28 protein-coding genes are annotated in these 18,381 nt (G+C 42.0%); 27 read left to right on the top strand and 1 reads right to left on the bottom strand.

The window, feature by feature from the left end; genetic code table 11:
- Positions 1-75 precede the first annotated feature (75 nt).
- Positions 76-1,224, bottom strand: a complete 1,149-nt coding sequence (gene argE / locus HWV01_RS00675; RefSeq protein WP_211673638.1) for an acetylornithine deacetylase — start codon at positions 1,222-1,224, stop codon at positions 76-78.
- 242 nt (positions 1,225-1,466) lie between these two features.
- Between argE and argC the strand changes: the two genes are divergently transcribed.
- From argC to secY, 27 genes are all read left to right on the top strand, one after another.
- The gene (gene argC, locus HWV01_RS00680; RefSeq protein ID WP_211673639.1) at positions 1,467-2,477 is read left to right on the top strand and encodes an N-acetyl-gamma-glutamyl-phosphate reductase; all 1,011 of its coding nucleotides are present in this window, start codon (positions 1,467-1,469) and stop codon (positions 2,475-2,477) included.
- A gap of 11 nt (positions 2,478-2,488) precedes the next feature.
- Positions 2,489-3,265 carry an acetylglutamate kinase gene (gene argB, locus HWV01_RS00685; protein ID WP_211673640.1) on the top strand — a complete coding sequence of 259 codons (777 nt, stop codon included), beginning with the start codon at positions 2,489-2,491 and terminating at the stop codon, positions 3,263-3,265.
- Positions 3,266-3,291: 26 nt separating this feature from the next.
- Entirely contained in the window at positions 3,292-4,197 is a 906-nt protein-coding gene (locus HWV01_RS00690) for an ornithine carbamoyltransferase (protein ID WP_211673641.1), read from the top strand.
- Positions 4,198-4,215: 18 nt separating this feature from the next.
- Complete coding sequence (locus HWV01_RS00695; protein ID WP_211673642.1) at positions 4,216-5,424, top strand: argininosuccinate synthase; 1,209 nt, start codon at positions 4,216-4,218, stop codon at positions 5,422-5,424.
- Between the two features lie 94 nt (positions 5,425-5,518).
- Positions 5,519-7,408: an argininosuccinate lyase gene (argH, locus tag HWV01_RS00700; RefSeq protein ID WP_211673643.1), complete on the top strand. Its 1,890-nt coding sequence runs from the start codon at positions 5,519-5,521 to the stop codon at positions 7,406-7,408.
- 439 nt (positions 7,409-7,847) lie between these two features.
- Positions 7,848-8,159 (top strand): 30S ribosomal protein S10, encoded by a 312-nt coding sequence (gene rpsJ / locus HWV01_RS00705; protein WP_017223583.1) that lies wholly within the window; start codon positions 7,848-7,850, stop codon positions 8,157-8,159.
- A 35-nt stretch (positions 8,160-8,194) separates the two neighbouring features.
- Positions 8,195-8,833: a 50S ribosomal protein L3 gene (gene rplC / locus HWV01_RS00710; protein WP_211675591.1), complete on the top strand. Its 639-nt coding sequence runs from the start codon at positions 8,195-8,197 to the stop codon at positions 8,831-8,833.
- Positions 8,834-8,848: 15 nt separating this feature from the next.
- Complete coding sequence (rplD, locus tag HWV01_RS00715) at positions 8,849-9,454, top strand: 50S ribosomal protein L4 (RefSeq protein ID WP_067046237.1); 606 nt, start codon at positions 8,849-8,851, stop codon at positions 9,452-9,454.
- Positions 9,451-9,750, top strand: a complete 300-nt coding sequence (gene rplW, locus HWV01_RS00720; RefSeq protein WP_019442262.1) for a 50S ribosomal protein L23 — start codon at positions 9,451-9,453, stop codon at positions 9,748-9,750. Before rplD ends, rplW begins: the two co-directional genes overlap by 4 nt.
- An 18-nt stretch (positions 9,751-9,768) precedes the next feature.
- Positions 9,769-10,596, top strand: coding sequence for a 50S ribosomal protein L2 (gene rplB / locus HWV01_RS00725; RefSeq protein WP_211673644.1), 828 nt, complete (start codon positions 9,769-9,771; stop codon positions 10,594-10,596).
- Positions 10,597-10,614: 18 nt separating this feature from the next.
- Positions 10,615-10,893, top strand: coding sequence for a 30S ribosomal protein S19 (gene rpsS / locus HWV01_RS00730; protein WP_019442264.1), 279 nt, complete (start codon positions 10,615-10,617; stop codon positions 10,891-10,893).
- 10 nt (positions 10,894-10,903) lie between these two features.
- A complete protein-coding gene (rplV, locus tag HWV01_RS00735) occupies positions 10,904-11,236 on the top strand; it encodes a 50S ribosomal protein L22 (protein WP_045112216.1) in 333 nt (110 codons plus the stop codon).
- Between the two features lie 17 nt (positions 11,237-11,253).
- Positions 11,254-11,958 carry a 30S ribosomal protein S3 gene (rpsC, locus tag HWV01_RS00740; protein WP_019442266.1) on the top strand — a complete coding sequence of 235 codons (705 nt, stop codon included), beginning with the start codon at positions 11,254-11,256 and terminating at the stop codon, positions 11,956-11,958.
- Positions 11,959-11,969: 11 nt separating this feature from the next.
- Complete coding sequence (gene rplP, locus HWV01_RS00745; protein WP_019442267.1) at positions 11,970-12,380, top strand: 50S ribosomal protein L16; 411 nt, start codon at positions 11,970-11,972, stop codon at positions 12,378-12,380.
- On the top strand, positions 12,380-12,571 hold the full coding sequence (rpmC, locus tag HWV01_RS00750; RefSeq protein WP_006034643.1) for a 50S ribosomal protein L29: 192 nt from the start codon (positions 12,380-12,382) through the stop codon (positions 12,569-12,571). Before rplP ends, rpmC begins: the two co-directional genes overlap by 1 nt.
- A 1-nt stretch (position 12,572) precedes the next feature.
- Positions 12,573-12,818: a 30S ribosomal protein S17 gene (rpsQ, locus tag HWV01_RS00755; protein ID WP_017223593.1), complete on the top strand. Its 246-nt coding sequence runs from the start codon at positions 12,573-12,575 to the stop codon at positions 12,816-12,818.
- Positions 12,819-12,995: 177 nt separating this feature from the next.
- The gene (gene rplN, locus HWV01_RS00760; protein WP_211673645.1) at positions 12,996-13,364 is read left to right on the top strand and encodes a 50S ribosomal protein L14; all 369 of its coding nucleotides are present in this window, start codon (positions 12,996-12,998) and stop codon (positions 13,362-13,364) included.
- 10 nt (positions 13,365-13,374) lie between these two features.
- Entirely contained in the window at positions 13,375-13,686 is a 312-nt protein-coding gene (gene rplX / locus HWV01_RS00765) for a 50S ribosomal protein L24 (protein ID WP_101060770.1), read from the top strand.
- A gap of 12 nt (positions 13,687-13,698) precedes the next feature.
- Positions 13,699-14,238, top strand: coding sequence for a 50S ribosomal protein L5 (gene rplE / locus HWV01_RS00770; protein WP_211673646.1), 540 nt, complete (start codon positions 13,699-13,701; stop codon positions 14,236-14,238).
- 9 nt (positions 14,239-14,247) lie between these two features.
- Positions 14,248-14,553, top strand: a complete 306-nt coding sequence (rpsN, locus tag HWV01_RS00775) for a 30S ribosomal protein S14 (RefSeq protein ID WP_067046251.1) — start codon at positions 14,248-14,250, stop codon at positions 14,551-14,553.
- Between the two features lie 26 nt (positions 14,554-14,579).
- Positions 14,580-14,972 carry a 30S ribosomal protein S8 gene (gene rpsH / locus HWV01_RS00780; RefSeq protein WP_045112211.1) on the top strand — a complete coding sequence of 131 codons (393 nt, stop codon included), beginning with the start codon at positions 14,580-14,582 and terminating at the stop codon, positions 14,970-14,972.
- Between the two features lie 10 nt (positions 14,973-14,982).
- Positions 14,983-15,516 (top strand): 50S ribosomal protein L6, encoded by a 534-nt coding sequence (gene rplF / locus HWV01_RS00785; protein WP_211673647.1) that lies wholly within the window; start codon positions 14,983-14,985, stop codon positions 15,514-15,516.
- A 9-nt stretch (positions 15,517-15,525) separates the two neighbouring features.
- Positions 15,526-15,876 carry a 50S ribosomal protein L18 gene (rplR, locus tag HWV01_RS00790; RefSeq protein ID WP_019442274.1) on the top strand — a complete coding sequence of 117 codons (351 nt, stop codon included), beginning with the start codon at positions 15,526-15,528 and terminating at the stop codon, positions 15,874-15,876.
- Positions 15,877-15,890: 14 nt separating this feature from the next.
- Positions 15,891-16,391: a 30S ribosomal protein S5 gene (gene rpsE, locus HWV01_RS00795; protein ID WP_067046255.1), complete on the top strand. Its 501-nt coding sequence runs from the start codon at positions 15,891-15,893 to the stop codon at positions 16,389-16,391.
- A 6-nt stretch (positions 16,392-16,397) separates the two neighbouring features.
- Complete coding sequence (gene rpmD, locus HWV01_RS00800) at positions 16,398-16,577, top strand: 50S ribosomal protein L30 (protein ID WP_045112208.1); 180 nt, start codon at positions 16,398-16,400, stop codon at positions 16,575-16,577.
- Positions 16,577-17,011: a 50S ribosomal protein L15 gene (rplO, locus tag HWV01_RS00805; RefSeq protein ID WP_019442277.1), complete on the top strand. Its 435-nt coding sequence runs from the start codon at positions 16,577-16,579 to the stop codon at positions 17,009-17,011. Before rpmD ends, rplO begins: the two co-directional genes overlap by 1 nt.
- Before the next feature lie 5 nt (positions 17,012-17,016).
- Positions 17,017-18,342: a preprotein translocase subunit SecY gene (gene secY, locus HWV01_RS00810; RefSeq protein WP_211673648.1), complete on the top strand. Its 1,326-nt coding sequence runs from the start codon at positions 17,017-17,019 to the stop codon at positions 18,340-18,342.
- Positions 18,343-18,381: the final 39 nt, after the last annotated feature.

Below are 18,381 nucleotides of genomic sequence, written 5' to 3' on the forward strand. Positions count from 1 at the left end.
TCAATGAAATCGTGTAATAAATACGATTAATTGTGATATAGGGTGTAATTTTACTACAAAACGATAATTCTTTAGTTAATTTTTACATGTTTCTTCAATCAGTTTTTGGATAATCGCCTGTGTTGGTTTAATTGCGGATAAATCTAAATATTCATCAGGTTGATGGGCTTGATTAATACTCCCTGGACCCATGACGATAGTGTCACATCCAAGTTGTTGAATAAACGGTGCTTCGGTGCAATAATTCACAGGTATAACGGCTTCACCTGTGAGTTTTTCAGCTAATTTAATCAACGTTGAATCAGCATCGCATGCATAAGCTGGGATCGGTTCGTGTAGATGGTAAACATCAACAGCGCCAGGCCATTGCTTTTGGATTGGTAGTAATGCTTGGTTAAGTAGCATAAACAGTTCATCGGGACTTACGTCTGGAATAGGGCGCATGTCGATGTGTAATTCACAACTGCCACAGATGCGGTTCGGGCTGTCACCACCGTGCACATGACCAAAATTAAGCGTGGGTTGTGGAATAACAAAATGATCGCAGGCGTATTGTTCTTTTAATTTACGTTGCAGCTGCAATAACTGTCCTGTTACTTGATGCATGATCTCAATGGCATTGATTCCATTAGCGGGATCTGAAGAGTGACCGCTGCGTCCAGTAATACGTATTGCTTCTGACATATGACCTTTGTGCATAAATACCGGCACCATACCAGTTGGCTCACCAATGACGGCATAATCAGGTCGGAAACTTTGTGCGGCCGCAATCGCTCTTGCTCCTGCCATGGTGGTCTCTTCATCGGCAGTGGCAAGAATGCGTAATGGTTTATCTAATTTAGTTAAATCAATGTTTTTACATGCTTCTAATACAAAGGCGAAAAAGCCTTTCATATCAATCGTACCCAAGCCATACCATTTATCATTTTTTTCAGTTAACTGAAATGGATCTTTGGTCCATAAACCGTCATCAAACGGCACGGTATCTGTGTGCCCTGCCAATAATAATCCGCCATCACCTTGGCCATAAGTCGCGACTAGATTAAATTTACCATTCGTATCAGGTACGCTGGTGATATTGATGCTAAAACCAAGTTCAGTGAACCAACCTGCGAGTAAATCAATAACAGGTTTATTACTGAAATCTAACTCTTTTTCTAATGAACTGATCGACGGTGTTAGGATCAGTGATTTATAAAGTTCGGTAAATTTAGGCAGTTGCATATTACGTTCCTGTAATGACTTAGTGTTTTTTTATGCATTAAAGTTGCATAAAAATGTAATCTGTTTTATTCTTTAATCATCCTTACTCTACAACGTATGGGTTAGATAATGAATCGTTTTTCATCGTTTCGACGAGACAGTATTTAAAATGCATTAGCGCTGCTTCATTTACGCAAGTAAGCGCAATTGGAAAGGGCTAAATTGCCCGTCGTTTTACAATTTAGCAAACACGGAAGTCAAACATGTTAAAAACCATTTTAGTCGGTGCAACCGGGTATACCGGTGCTGAGCTAGCCCATTACATTACTAAACATCCAGAACTCGAATTAGCAGGGTTGTATGTTTCAGAACACAGTTTGGATGCAGGAAAATCATTTTCTTCATTATATGGTCATTTATTAGGTGTTGTTGACCAAACTATTGAACCATTAGCCGTTAGCAATATAAAAAATATTTGCGATGATGTTGATATTGTTGTGTTAGCAACTGCACACGAAGTTAGCCATGATATAGCAGCTGAATTTTTAGCGCTGGATGCGGTGGTATTTGATTTATCCGGTGCATTTAGAGTGAACGACCCTGCTTTTTATGAAAATCATTACGGTTTTAAACATAACTTTGATAAAGAATTAAAGAGTGCTGTTTATGGTTTAGCTGAATGGGCGAGTGCTGATATTGCAGAAGCAAACTTAATTGCGGTGCCGGGATGTTATCCAACCGCATCGTTATCAGCATTAAAGCCGCTAGCTAAACATGGCCTGATTGCTGCGGATCAAAAACCAATTATTAATGCTGTTAGTGGTGTGAGTGGCGCAGGTCGGAAAGCGGCATTGGGTTCAGCATTTTGCGAAGTTAGCCATGTACCTTACGGTGTATTCAATCACCGTCATCAACCTGAAATCAGTACTCATTTAGGACATGACGTTATTTTCACTCCCCACTTAGGCTGTTTTAAGCGTGGCATCTTAGCAACGATTAACGTCAAACTTGCAGTCGGTGTGACACCAGAACAAGTCACCGAAGCTTACCAAGAAGCATATCAAGATCAACCTATGGTGCGATTATTACCAAGTGGCTGGCCAAGTATTAAAGCCGTAGAGAACACCGCTTACTGTGATTTAGCGTGGCAGCAACAGGGACAAGACCTTATTGTGGTTTCTGCGATTGATAACTTATTAAAAGGTGCCGCGGCACAAGCAATACAGTGTATCAATATCCGTTTTGGTTTCGCGATGACGACGTCATTAGTATAAGGAATATAACAGTGACAACTCCATTAGTATTAAAACTTGGCGGTGCATTACTTGAAAACGAAACGGCGCTTGAACAGCTGTTCACAGCATTAAGTGAATATAAGTCAACATCGTCACGTCCCCTTATTTTGGTGCATGGTGGTGGCTGCTTTGTTGATGAACTATTAGCAAAGATGAATATTGTTAGCGAGAAAAAGAACGGTTTACGTGTTACCCCATTTACAGATATTGGTTATATCACCGGCGCGTTAGCGGGTACGGCAAATAAAGTATTAATGGCACAGGGTTTGAAGTCGGGTGCGAAAGTCGTTGGTTTAAGTCTTGCTGATGGCGGTATCTCAACAGTAACACAATCAAACGCAGGACTTGGTGCTGTCGGAGAATGTGACGCGGGTGACCCAACATTATTAACGGCGTTACTCAGTGGTGGTTTTTTACCGATTATTAGCTCTATTGGTATCGATGCTCAGGGACAGTTATTAAATGTGAATGCAGACCAAGCGGCAACGGCTATTTGCGAAACACTTGATGCTGATTTAGTTATGTTATCTGATGTGGCCGGTATTTTAGACGCGGATATGCAGTTAATTACTGAGATTAGCAGCAGCTATGCAGATGAACTTATTACTGCTGGTGTGATTCATGGCGGTATGGAAGTAAAAGTGAAAGCGGCATTAAAGGCGGCAGCATCTTTAAATCGCGATATTAAATTAGCGAGTTGGAAAGTGCCTGAGCGGTTAGTGGCGTTATTAAATGGTGAAGCAGAGGGAACGAAAGTTTCTAGCTAATATTGATCAGTTAACGGAGTTCGATCATGAAAAATTTATTATCAGTTAAAGATTTAAGTAAACAACAGATCCTTGACTTATTAGCATTGGCTAAAGCAGTGAAAGCCAATCCGGCAGAGTACTCACAAGCATTAGCGGGTAAAAGCGTTGTAACCATTTATGAAAAACAGTCACTACGAACACGCGTAACCTTTGATATTGGGATTCACAAGTTAGGCGGTCACGCCGTTTATCTTGATGCACAAAATGGCGCAATTGGTGAGCGTGAGACAGTAAAAGATTTTGCTGCGAATATCTCTCGTTGGGCGGATGCGATTGTAGCCCGCGTAATGAGTCATAAAACATTAGAAGGCTTAGTGGATCATGGCAGCGTGCCCGTTGTTAATTCACTTTGCGATTTATATCACCCTTGCCAAGCATTGGCTGATTTCTTAACAATCTCGGAACACTATGAAGATGTTTCGAAAGTAAAAATAGCCTACATGGGTGAAGGTAATAACGTGACGCATTCATTAATGTTAACCGGTGCTATCTTGGGTGCTGAAGTGACTGCAGTATGCCCTCGAGGCAGTAGTCCCGATGCGCAAATTGTTAAGCAGGCCATGGGGTTAGCTAAAATTAGCGGTGGTAAAATAAATGTAACAGATAACCTTGATGACATAGTTGATTATGATGTTATTTATGGTGATACTTGGGTCTCAATGGGGGATGATACTCCACTGGAACAAGTAAAAGAAAAGTACATGCCGTATCAGATAAACAAAGAATTACTGATTCGCACAGGAATTAAACATGTATTGCATTGTCAGCCGGCTCATCGTGAGTTAGAGATAACATCGGAAGTGATGGATGGCGAACAATCGCTGATCTTTGATCAAGCCGAAAATAGAATGTATGCCCAAAATGCAGTTTTACTGACATTGCTGAAGTAACATATTAAGGAAAATGAAATGACACAAACAGTTAAGAAAGTAGTAGTAGCGTATTCTGGTGGTTTAGACACTTCAGTGATTTTACCTTGGTTACAAGAAAATTATGATAATTGTGAGATTATCGCGTTTGTTGCTGATGTTGGTCAGGGCGCTGAAGAACTTGAGGGTATTGAAGCTAAAGCATTGGCTTCGGGGGCATCTGAGTGTTATGTAGTAGATCTAAAGGATGAATTAGTCGCTGACTATATCTACCCAACGCTTAAAACTGGTGCCGTTTACGAAGGTACTTATCTTTTAGGTACGTCAATGGCTCGTCCAATCATTGCTAAAGCACAAGTTGAAATTGCCCGCAAAGTGGGTGCTGATGCACTTTGTCATGGCTGTACAGGTAAAGGTAATGATCAGATCCGTTTTGAATCTTGTTTTGCTGCACTTGCACCTGAACTAACGGTGATTGCGCCTTGGCGTATCTGGGACTTAACCAGCCGTGAATCTCTACTTGAATTTTTAGCCGAACGTGACATTCCTACTGCTGCATCTGCGACTAAAATTTACAGCCGTGATGCCAATGCTTGGCATATTTCTCATGAAGGTGGCGAGTTAGAAGACCCATGGAATCAACCAACGAAACAAGTTTGGACCATGACGGTTGACCCAATTGATGCGCCAAATGAACCTGAATTCTTAACGTTATCTGTTGTTAAAGGTGAGATCACGGCGGTTAATGGTGAAGCAATGTCACCGTACCAAACACTGATGTATCTGAATGAGAAAGCGGCTGCTCACGGTGTTGGTCGTGTTGATATTGTTGAAAACCGTTTAGTTGGCATGAAGTCACGTGGTTGTTATGAAACACCGGGTGGTACTGTTATGATTGAAGCGTTGCGTGGTATAGAAGAGTTAGTGTTAGATAAAACCACACGTAAATGGAAGCATACAGTTGCCGCTGAATTCTCACATCTTGTTTATGATGGTCGTTGGTTCACACCTTTATGTGCGTCACTACTTGCAGCTGCAGGTACATTAGCAGAAGAGATGAACGGTGAAGTGATCGTTAAAATGTATAAAGGCTCAGTACAAGCAGTACAAAAACAATCGCCAAATAGCCTTTATAGTGAAGAGTTTGCTACATTTGGTGATGATAATGTTTATGACCAAAGCCATGCGGAAGGTTTCATTCGCTTATATTCGTTGTCTAGTCGTATTAAAGCTTTAGCAACTAAGTAACGCTATTTGAGGGTGCTGAAACGCCCTCTACTTCGAATATATGTACTTCTAATATAAAAATATAAAAATATAAGAAAAGAATAAGGATGTGACCATGGCACTATGGGGCGGTAGATTCAGTCAAGCAGCTGATGCAAGATTTAAAAATTTTAATGATTCACTGCGGTTTGACTATCGTTTAGCTGAGCAAGATATTACAGGTTCAGTAGCATGGTCAAAAGCTTTGGTTAGTGTCGGTATCTTAACCCTAGATGAGCAACTTACCATTGAGGCTGCGTTAAATGATCTTAAATTAGCTGTATTAGAAAACCCAGAACAAATTCTGCAAAGTGATGCTGAAGACATTCATAGTTGGGTTGAAACGCAGTTAATAGCTAAAGTCGGTGATTTAGGAAAGAAACTGCATACAGGCCGAAGTCGTAATGACCAAGTGGCAACGGATCTAAAATTGTGGTGTAAACAGCAAGGTGATCAATTGCTAATGCAATTGGATAAAACGCAGCAGCAACTGGTATCGCTTGCACGTGAACATCAACATACTGTATTGCCGGGTTATACTCATTTACAACGTGCGCAGCCAGTGACATTTTCACATTGGTGCTTAGCGTATGTCGAAATGCTAGAACGTGATTTTAGTCGTTTAACTGATTGCTTAAAACGTCTTGATACCTGTCCATTAGGTTCTGGAGCTCTGGCGGGTACTGCTTATCCAATGGATAGAACAGAATTAGCTCATTCACTTGGGTTTACTAGTGCGACATTAAACAGCCTCGATTCAGTTTCTGACCGTGACCATGTAATGGAATTGATGAGTACGGCAAGTATGTCAATGATCCATTTATCGCGTTTGGCAGAAGATTTGATTTTCTACAATTCGGGTGAATCTAACTTTATTGAGTTGGCGGATGCAGTGACATCAGGTTCTTCTTTGATGCCGCAAAAGAAAAACCCAGATGCACTTGAATTGATTCGTGGTAAAACAGGTCGTGTATTTGGTTCTCTGAGTGCCATGTTGATGACGTTGAAAGCCCTACCTCTGGCATATAACAAAGATATGCAAGAAGATAAAGAAGGCTTGTTTGACGCACTTGATACTTGGAGTGATTGCTTAGAGATGGCAGCGATGTCACTGGTCGGTATGAAGATAAATGAAGAAAGAACCAAAGAAGCAGCGTTAGGTGGTTACTCGAACGCGACAGAATTGGCTGATTACCTTGTTGCTAAAGGTGTACCTTTCCGTGATTCACACCATATTGTAGGTGAAGCTGTTGTTGCTGCAATCGAAAAGGGTGTGCCATTAGAGGAATTAACCTTAGCTGAATTTAAAGCGTTCGATGAACTCATTGAAAACGATGTTTATCATCACTTGTCACTTGATGAAACATTAGCAAAACGTAAAGCACAGGGGGGAGTATCACCAGTGCAGGTCGAGTTTGCATTAACTAATGCGGAAAAACGTTTAGAAGAACGAGATACATCAGGTATTAGTATTCGAGCTGCTCGTTTGACAGATCTCGATGATATTGAACGTATGGTAAATTACTGGGCTAATATTGGTGAGAATTTACCACGTAACCGTTCTGATTTAGTTAAAGCTGTCGGTACCTTTGCGGTGACAGAGAAACATAATCAAGTGACAGGCTGTGCGTCTATCTATGTTTACGATACTGGTCTTGCTGAGATCCGTTCATTGGGTATTGAACCTGGCTATCAAGGTGGAGGGCAGGGTAAAGCGGTTGTCGAATATATGTTACGTAAAGCCGAACAGATGGCGATCCAAAAAGTGTTTGTATTAACACGTGTACCTGAATTCTTCATGAAGCTGGGCTTTAGCTCAACCAGTAAGTCAATGCTGCCTGAAAAAGTATTGAAAGATTGTGATATTTGCCCACGTCAGCATGCGTGTGATGAGGTTGCGTTAGAGTTTAAGCTAAATGTGGTTAGCCAAACAGTAAACTTAAAAGCGGAAAAACTCGCGTCTTAATTTTATTCTCTACGACTTAAAGCACCCTGATATGGGTGCTTTTTTTGGGTTTAAACAATGTCGACAAAGAAGCTTGAACTTAATCTTTACTCTCTATATACTGTGTCGACAAATTAGGGTTACGGTTAACTGTGCTGAACGTCATTATGATGATTCAATACTTTATGACTTAATGAAGTCGATATAATGATTAAATGCTTTATGTTGAACTTTTTCTTGCTAAAGGCAAGAGGTCATGTATAATACGTCCCACTTGCTTAGGCAAGAAACTGAATCATTAAATTATTATTTTAGCCTTGAGCTAAAGTATTAGTGGTCAGTCATCAAGACTCCCGATAGGGGAGTCATCGAGTTAAAGATATCGCTCTCGCAGTCTATTTAGTTAGATGTGGGATGTCGAATTTTTGTGTGTGTTTAACTTTATTGGAGCTCTGGTCTAATGCAGAACCAAAGAATCCGTATCCGCTTAAAAGCGTTCGATCATCGTCTTATCGATCAGTCTACAGCGGAAATCGTTGAAACTGCAAAACGCACTGGCGCACAAGTACGTGGACCTATTCCACTACCAACGCGCAAAGAGCGTTTCACAGTGCTTACTTCTCCGCACGTTAACAAAGATGCGCGTGACCAGTACGAAATTCGTACTCACAAGCGCCTGGTTGACATCGTTGAGCCAACAGAAAAAACCGTTGACGCTCTTATGCGTTTAGATCTAGCTGCTGGTGTTGATGTTCAAATCAGCCTTGGCTAGTAAGTTCTAAAACAACGATTTATATTGAGGTTATTATAATGATTGGTCTAATCGGACGTAAAGTTGGTATGACACGTATCTTCACTGAAGATGGCGTTTCTATCCCAGTATCCGTTATTGAATGTGAGCCTAACCGCGTTACTCAAGTTAAAACACTTGAAACTGACGGTTACCGCGCACTTCAAGTGACCACTGGCACGAAAAAAGCTAGCAGAGTAAACAAGCCAGAAGCGGGTCATTTCGCTAAAGCTAAAGTTGAAGCTGGTCGTGGCCTTTGGGAATTCCGTCTGGAAACAGGCGAAGGCGAAGCTGTTGAAGTTGGCGCTGAGCTAAACGTAAACATCTTTGCTGAAACGGCTAAAGTAGACGTTACAGGTACATCTAAAGGTAAAGGTTTCGCAGGCGTTATTAAACGTTGGAACTTTGCTATGCAAGATGCTACTCACGGTAACTCTCTTGCTCACCGTGCACCGGGTTCAATTGGCCAATGCCAAACTCCAGGTCGCGTGTTTAAAGGCAAAAAAATGGCAGGTCACATGGGAGCAGAACGTGTAACGATCTTGTCTCTTGATGTGGTACGTGTTGATAGTGAACGTAACCTAGTACTTGTTAAAGGTGCTATTCCAGGTGCGATCAACGGCAACGTAATTATCAAACCAGCTGTTAAAGCTTAATCCGAGGAATTAGTAATGGAATTGTTATTGAAAGACGCACAAGGTGCTCTTGAAGTTTCAGAAACTACCTTCGGACGTGAGTTTAATGAAGCTCTGGTTCACCAGGTAGTTACAGCGTATGCTGCTGGCGCGCGTCAAGGTACTCGTGCACAGAAAAACCGTTCTGACGTTGCAGGTGGTGGTAAGAAACCATGGCGTCAAAAAGGTACTGGTCGTGCTCGTGCAGGTACTGCAAGCAGCCCGATCTGGCGTAAAGGTGGTGTAACTTTTGCTGCGCGTCCACAGGACCACAGCCAAAAAGTTAACACTAAGATGTACCGTGGAGCGATCAAAAGCATCCTTTCTGAATTGGTACGTCAAGAGCGTCTTATTGTTGTTGAGCAGTTCGCTGTTGAAACACCTAAGACTAAAGAATTAGTTGCTAAACTTAAAGACTTCGATCTGAACGACGTTCTAATCGTAGGTACTGAAGTTGATGAGAACTTATTCTTAGCTGCTCGTAACCTTTACAAAGTTGATGTTCGTGATGTTGCTGGTATTGATCCAGTTAGCTTAATCGCGTTCAACAAAGTTGTTATGACTGCTGCAGCAGTTAAGCAGATTGAGGAGAACTTAAAATGATCAGTGAAGAACGTTTATTGAAAGTTATCCTAGCGCCACATATCTCTGAAAAGAGCACTATGTCTGCTGAAAACAACAACACAATCGTTTTCAAGGTTGCACTAGATGCAACTAAAGCTGAAATTAAAGCAGCTATTGCAAAACTTTTTGAAGTTGAAGTTAAAAATGTAAGCACATTGGTACTGAAAGGTAAAACTAAGCGCACTGGCGCTCGTTTTGGCCGTCGTTCAGACATCAAAAAAGCTTACGTTACTCTAGCTGACGGCGCTGACATCGATTTCGGCAGTGCTGAATAATCAAGGGGATTCTGAATAATGGCTATTGTTAAGTGTAAGCCTACTTCTCCAGGTCGTCGCCACCTTGTTAAGGTAGTGAACCCGGATTTGCATAAAGGCAAACCACATGCTCCACTTTTAGAGAAAAAATCTAAATCTGGTGGCCGTAATAATAACGGTCGTATTACTGTTCGTCATCACGGCGGCGGTCATAAGCAACATTACCGTATCATTGACTTAAAACGTAATGATAAAGATGGTATCCCTGCAACTGTGGAACGTCTGGAATATGATCCAAACCGTTCAGCAAACATTGCACTTGCTCTTTACGCAGATGGTGAACGTCGTTACGTTCTAGCTGCTAAAGGTATGCAAGCTGGTGATATTATTGTTTCTGGTGTTGATGCAGCTATTAAAGCTGGTAACACATTACCAATGCGTAACATCCCAGTAGGTACAACTGTACACGCTGTGGAAATGAAGCCAGGTAAAGGTGCTCAAATTGCACGTTCTGCTGGTACATACGTACAAATCATTGCACGTGACAACTCATACGTTACTCTACGTCTTCGCTCTGGCGAAATGCGTAAAGTATTAGTAGATTGTCGTGCAACGATTGGTGAAGTTGGTAACTCAGAACACATGCTTCGCCAACTTGGTAAAGCTGGTGCTAGCCGCTGGCGCGGTGTTCGCCCAACAGTACGTGGTGTTGTAATGAACCCAGTTGATCACCCGCACGGTGGTGGTGAAGGTCGTACTTCAGGTGGCCGTCATCCGGTTTCACCTTGGGGTGTGCCAACTAAGGGTTACAAAACTCGTAAGAACAAGCGTACTGATAAACTTATCGTACGTCGTCGCAACAAGTAATTTTATAGAGGTATCACCATGCCACGTTCTCTCAAGAAGGGTCCTTTCATAGACCTACACTTGCTGAAGAAGGTAGAGAAAGCGGTGGAAAGCGGGGAAAAAAAACCAGTTAAGACTTGGTCCCGTCGTTCTATGATCATTCCAAATATGATTGGTCTGACCATCGCTGTCCATAATGGTCGTCAACATGTACCAGTTTTCGTTACTGACGAAATGATTGGTCATAAGTTAGGCGAATTCGCACCGACTCGTACTTATCGCGGCCATGCTGCAGATAAGAAAGCTAAAAAGCGTTAGGAGAAATTAGATGGAAGCATTAGCTAAACACCGTTTCGCCTCAGGCTCTCCACAGAAAGCACGTTTGGTCATTGACCTTATCCGTGGTTTACCAGTGGACAAGGCTCTTGAAGTTTTAACTTTCAGCACTAAAAAAGCTGCTGTACAAGTTAAAAAAGTTCTTGAGTCAGCTATCGCAAACGCTGAACACAACGAAGGTGCGGATATTGATGAGTTAGTAGTAGCTACAGCGTTTGTTGACGCTGGTCCTACTATGAAGCGCATCATGCCACGTGCTAAAGGTCGTGCAGATCGCATCTTGAAGCGTACTAGCCACATCACAATTGTTGTAGCAACACGCTAAGAGACTAGGAGAAAACAATGGGTCAGAAAGTTCATCCAAATGGTATTCGCCTAGGTATCACCAAGCAGTTTAATTCTACTTGGTTTGCGAATACTAAAGACTTCGCCGACAACTTGTACGGTGATTTCGAAGTACGTCAGTTTTTAACTAAAAAACTGAAAAATGCATCTGTTTCACGTATCGTTATCGAACGTCCAGCGAAAAGCATCCGTGTGACTATTCACACTGCTCGTCCTGGTGTTGTTATCGGTAAGAAAGGCGAAGACGTAGAAAAACTACGTAATGCTATCGCTAAGATGACTGGTACTTCTGCACAAATCAATATCGCAGAAATCCGTAAGCCTGAACTTGATGCTAAATTAGTAGCTGAAGGTATCGCTTCTCAACTTGAACGTCGTGTTATGTTCCGTCGCGCTATGAAGCGTGCAGTACAAAATGCAATGCGTTTAGGTGCTAAGGGTATTAAAGTTCAAGTAAGCGGTCGTTTAGGCGGCGCAGAAATCGCTCGTGCTGAATGGTATCGTGAAGGCCGTGTGCCTCTACATACACTTCGTGCAGATATCGATTACTCAACTGCAGAAGCTCTTACAACTTACGGCATCATTGGTGTGAAAGTTTGGATCTTTAAAGGTGAAGTTCTAGGTAAGCTACCGCTTACTCAAGAAGTTGAAGCACCTTCTAAGCCTAAACGTCGCAGTCGTGGCCCTAAAGCTGCTAAATAGGAGACTCTGATATGTTGCAACCAAAACGCATGAAGTTCCGCAAAATGCATAAAGGCCGTAACCGCGGTCTTGCAAAAGGCGGAAACGTAACTTTCGGCGAATTCGGTCTTAAAGCTACTGGTCGTGGTCGAATTACTGCTCGTCAAATCGAAGCAGCACGTCGTGCTATGACTCGTCACGTTAAGCGTCAAGGTCAAATCTGGATCCGTGTGTTCCCAGACAAGCCTATTACACAAAAGCCGCTTGAAGTACGTCAAGGTAAAGGTAAAGGTAGCGTTGAGTATTGGGTTTGCCAAGTACAACCTGGCAAAATCCTTTATGAAATGGCTGGAGTTCCTGAAGAATTGGCACGTGAAGCATTCAGCCTAGCTGATGCGAAACTTCCAATTTCTACAACTTTCGTAACTAAGACGGTAATGTAATGAACGCTAGCGAACTTAAACAAAAAAATGTTGAAGAGCTAAACGCTGAGTTACTTAACCTACTACGTGAGCAATTTAACTTACGTATGCAGTTAAGTACTGGCCAACTAGCACAAACGCATTTAATCAAAAATGTACGTCGCGATATCGCGCGTGTTAAGACCATCCTGAACGAAAAGGCGGGTGTATAATATGAGCACTATTCGTACTGTACAGGGTCGTGTTGTTAGCAACAAAGGCGATAAAACTATCGTTGTTGCAGTAGAACGTAAAGTGAAACATCCGTTATACGGTAAGTTCATCAAGCGTACTACTAAACTACACGCACATGATGAGAATAACGAATGTCAACTAAATGATGTTGTAACTATTCGTGAAACTCGTCCAGTGTCTAAGCTTAAAACTTGGGCATTAGTAGAAGTATTAGTAAAAGCTTAATTTTAAGTTTATACTGATCTTCTTATGATAACGGCCCCTATATAGGGGTCGTTTGTTTTTTAGTCGATTCCCGTTGCTTTTTTCAAAGCCGTGGTGTTATAATGCGCCACCTCTTGAAAGAGAGGGGACTCATTTAATCCATGTTGGGTTAGATGAAATTATTGCGGAGCACTAATAATGATCCAAATGCAGTCTACGTTGGACGTAGCCGATAACTCAGGCGCACGTCGCGTTCAGTGTATCAAGGTCCTAGGTGGTTCGCACCGCCGCTATGCGCGTGTTGGTGATATCATCAAAGTTTCTGTGAAGGAAGCAATTCCTCGCGGAAAAGTAAAAAAAGGTGATGTTCTGAACGCAGTGGTTGTGCGTACTAGGTCAGCAATCCGTCGTACAGACGGTGCAGCTATCCGTTTCGACCGTAACGCAGCTGTTATGCTTAATGCTAACGGCGCGCCGATCGGTACTCGTATCTTTGGCCCAGTTACTCGTGAACTACGAACTGATCAGTTCATGAAAATCGTATCTCTGGCACCAGAAGTACTATAAGGAACGAAAAATGGCAGCTAAAATTTTAAAAAATGATGAAGTTATCGTTGTTGCAGGTAAAGATGCTGGTAAACAAGGCAAAGTTACTGAAGTAAGAGCAGACGGTAAAATATTCGTTGAAGGCGTTAATCTTATCAAGAAACACCAAAAGCCAAACCCACAATTGGGCGTAGCTGGCGGTATTGTTGAGAAAGAAGCAGCTTTAGACGCATCAAACGTGGCACTATTCAACCCTGCGACTAGCAAGGCTGACCGTGTCGGTTTCCGATTTGAAGACGGCAAAAAAGTACGTTTCTTCAAATCTAATAATGAACTTGTTTAATTGGAGTTAACTGTGGCGAAACTGCATGAATACTACAAAGAGACGATAGCGCCTGAACTTAAAACTAAGTTCGGCTATAAATCTATCATGCAAGTCCCTCGGATTGAAAAGATCACCCTTAATATGGGTGTGGGCGAAGCAATCAATGATAAAAAAGTATTAGAAAATGCTGCTGCTGATATGGCTGCAATTTCTGGTCAAAAACCATTGATTACTAAAGCTCGTAAATCCGTTGCTGGCTTTAAAATCCGTGAAGGATATCCTATTGGTTGTAAAGTTACCCTACGTGGCGAGCGTATGTGGGAATTCCTTGAGCGCCTAATCGGTATCTCAATTCCACGTATTCGTGATTTCCGTGGCCTGAACCCTAAATCGTTCGATGGTCGTGGTAACTATAGTATGGGTGTTCGCGAGCAAATCATCTTCCCAGAAATCGATTACGATAAAATCGATAAAATTCGTGGTATGGATATTACTATCACTACTACTGCGAATTCTGATGAAGAAGGTCACGCTCTGCTGACTGCCTTTAATTTCCCATTCCGTAAGTAAGGTAGGGTCATGGCTAAGCAATCAATGAAAGCGCGCGACGTAAAACGCGCGAAGCTAGTAAATAAATACGCTGAGAAACGTGCTGAAATAAAAGCAATCATCTCTGGTGTGAATACTTCAGACGAAGATCGTTGGAATGCAGTTCTTAAATTGCAATCGTTACCTCGTGATTCTAGTGCATGTCGTCAGCGTAATCGCTGTAACATCACTGGCCGCCCTCATGGCTACCTACGTAAGTTCGGCTTAAGCCGTATCAAACTACGTGAGCACATGATGCGTGGTGAAGTTCCAGGTCTTAAAAAGGCTAGTTGGTAAGTCACTAATTTCGGGAGTATACGAAAATGAGCATGCAAGATCCTATTGCGGATATGCTAACACGCATCCGTAACGGTCAGTCAGCCTCTAAGGTTGCAGTTAAAATGCCTTGTTCTAAGCAAAAAGTTGCACTAGCAGCTGTGCTTAAAGAAGAAGGTTACATTAATGGTTACGCTGTTTCAGGTGAAGTGAAAGCTGAACTTGAAGTGTCTTTGAAATATTTCGAAGGCAAAAATGTAATCGAAAAAATTGAGCGCGTTAGTCGCCCAGGTTTACGCATCTACAAAGGAAGTAATGATCTTCCTAAAGTGATGGGTGGCTTAGGTGTTGCTATCGTTTCTACTTCTAAAGGCATGATGTCTGACCGTGCAGCTCGCAAAGCTGGCATCGGTGGCGAGATCATCTGCTACGTTTCTTAAGGGGTTATATATGTCTCGTGTTGCTAAAGCACCCGTTGCCATCCCTGCAGGCGTAGAGATCTCTCTAAATGGTCAGGAAATCACTGTTAAAGGCGCTAAAGGTTCTTTAACTGCTGTTGTTAACTCATCTGTTGTTCTTACGATCGCTGATGAAAAAGTTTCTTTTGGTCCTGTTGAAGGCGTAAAAGATGCTTGGGCTCAAGCTGGTACAGCTCGTGCAAACGTTAATAACATGGTTAAAGGCGTAGCTGAAGGTTTTACTAAAACTCTTCAACTAAATGGTGTTGGTTACCGTGCAAACGTTAAAGGCACTGATGTAAACCTAACATTAGGTTTCTCACATCCTGTAGTATATAACCTTCCTGAAGGTATTACTGCAGTTTGCCCAAGCCAAACTGAAATTGTTATTACTGGCGCTGACAAACAATCTGTTGGTCAAGTTGCAGCTAACATTCGTGCATTCCGTCCGCCTGAACCTTATAAAGGTAAAGGTGTTCGTTATTCTGATGAAGTTGTGCGTCGTAAAGAAGCCAAGAAAAAGTAGGGTAATACTATGGATAAGAAATCTGCACGTCTTCGTCGCGCAACTCGCGCACGTAAGAAAATGCAAGAATTGGGTGCTACACGTTTAGTGATTAACCGCACTCCAAGCCATACTTATGCACAGGTTATTACACCGAATGCGGAAGTATTGGTTTCTGCTACAACAACAGAAAAAGCAGTTCGTGAAATGATCAGCTATGGTGGTAACGTTGAAGCAGCTAAAGTAATCGGTAAACTGGTTGCTGAGCGAGCTATCGAAAAAGGCGTTACTAAAATTGCTTTCGATCGTTCAGGTTTCCAATATCACGGTCGTGTTGCAGCACTAGCTGATGCCGCTCGTGAAGCTGGCCTTCAGTTCTAAGGCAGGAGTAGGAAATGTCTAAAGTTGAAAACCAAACAGGTGATCTGCAAGAGAAATTAATTGCAGTTAACCGTGTTTCAAAAGTTGTTAAAGGTGGTCGTATCTTCAGTTTCACTGCTCTTACAGTAGTGGGTGACGGTAACGGTCGCGTTGGTTTTGGTTATGGTAAAGCACGTGAAGTTCCAGCTGCTATTCAAAAAGCAATGGAAAAAGCGAAACGCAATATCGTAAGCATTGAACTAAATGGTGTGACTCTTCAACATCCAATTAAGGGTCGTCATTCTGGTTCTAAAGTATTCATGCGTCCAGCATCAGCTGGTACAGGTATCATTGCCGGCGGTGCAATGCGTGCAGTACTAGAAGTTGTAGGCATCCATGACGTACTTTCTAAATGTTACGGTTCTACTAACCCAATTAACGTTGTACGAGCTACAATTGGCGCGCTTACTGGTATGTCATCACCAGAACAAATCGCTGCTAAACGTGGTCTACCTGTTAAAGAAATTCTGGGGTAATAAACCATGGCTAAAATTAAAGTAACTCAAACTAAAAGTGCAATCGGTCGTTTACCTAAACACCGTGCGACACTTGTTGGTTTAGGCCTTCGTAAAATCAACCACACTGTTGAATTGGAAGATACAGCATGTGTACGTGGTATGATTAATAAAGTAGCTTACATGATTAAAGTGGAGGAAGCGTAATGTTTTTAAATACTCTATCTCCAGCAGCTGGTTCTAAGCCAAGCGCTAAACGTGTAGGCCGCGGTATCGGTTCTGGTCTAGGCAAAACTTGTGGTCGTGGTCACAAAGGTCAAAAATCGCGCTCAGGCGGCGGTATTCGACCTGGTTTTGAAGGCGGTCAAATGCCTTTGAAACAACGTCTACCTAAATTTGGTTTCACTTCACGTAAGCAGCTAGTAACAGCTGAAGTACGTTTAAATGAAATCGCAAAAGTTGAAGGCGATGTTGTTGATTTAAACACACTTAAAGCAGCAGGACTTGTTACAAAAAACATCCTGTTTGTTAAAGTTGTTTTATCTGGTGAAATCACTCGACCAGTTACTATTCGTGGCATTAAAGCTACGAAAGGTGCTGTTGAAGCGATTGTTGCTGCAGGCGGTCAAATCGAAGGATAGTACAAATGGCTAAAAAACCAGGATTGGAAACGAATAAATCTCAAGGTGGCTTATCAGAATTGAAAAGTCGTTTATGGTTCGTGTTAGGTGCAATTATTGTATTTCGCGCAGGCTCTTTTGTTCCGATCCCTGGTATTGATGCCTCTGTACTTGCTACGCTGTTTGACTCGCAAAAGGGTACCATCTTAGAAATGTTTAACATGTTCTCTGGTGGTGCGCTTGAGCGTGCGTCTATTTTTGCGTTGGGTATTATGCCGTATATTTCGGCCTCTATTATCATACAGTTATTAACTGTTGTTAATCCTACACTTGCCGAATTGAAAAAAGACGGTGATGCAGGACGACGTAAAATTAGCCAGTATACCCGTTACGGAACATTGTTCTTAGGTACTTTCCAAGCTATTGGTATTGCAAAAGGCTTACCTAACATGGTTGATGGACTTGTCCATAATCCAGGGTTAAGTTTTTACTTTACTGCTGTAGTTAGTTTAGTAACTGGTACTATGTTCTTAATGTGGTTAGGTGAACAAATTACCGAACGCGGTATTGGTAATGGTATCTCAATATTAATTTTTGCAGGTATTGTTGCTGGTATGCCGCCAGCTATCGGACAAACGGTTGAGCAGGTTATCGATGGTAACCTTCACGGTCTGTTATTGTTAGTGTTAGCTGGTGTTGTTTTTGCTGTTACATACTTTGTTGTATTTGTAGAGCGCGGTCAGCGTAGAATTGTGGTAAACTACGCAAAACGCCAACAAGGACGACGTGTTTTTGCAGCTCAAAGCACGCATTTACCGTTAAAGCTTAATATGGCCGGTGTTATTCCAGCTATTTTTGCTTCGAGTATAATTTTGTTTCCTGGAACGCTTGCACAATGGTTCGGTCAGAATGAAAGTTTATCTTTCCTTACTGACATTTCCTTGGCTCTACAGCCAGGACAACCTTTGTATGTAATGCTTTATGCAGCAGCAATTATCTTCTTCTGTTTCTTCTATACAGCGTTGGTATTTAACCCACGTGAAACGGCAGATAACTTGAAGAAGAGCGGGGCGTTCATCCCAGGTATTAGACCAGGCGAACAAACTTCAAGGTATATAGACAAAGTAATGTCACGATTAACTCTAGCGGGTTCTTTGTATATTACATTTATTTGTTTAGTACCATTGTTCATGACACAAGCTATGGGTGTGCAGTTCTACTTCGGTGGTACGTCATTACTTATTATGGTTGTGGTAATCATGGACTTTATGGCTCAAGTTCAAACCCATATGATGTCTCATCAATATGGTGATGTTCTTAAAAAAGCTAATTTAAAAGGCTACGGTCGCTAAATTAGTTTGAGCATGTCCTATAACAGTTACGGAGTAAGA

The organism is Moritella sp. 5 (assembly GCF_018219455.1).
Taxonomy (GTDB): Bacteria; Pseudomonadota; Gammaproteobacteria; order Enterobacterales; family Moritellaceae; genus Moritella.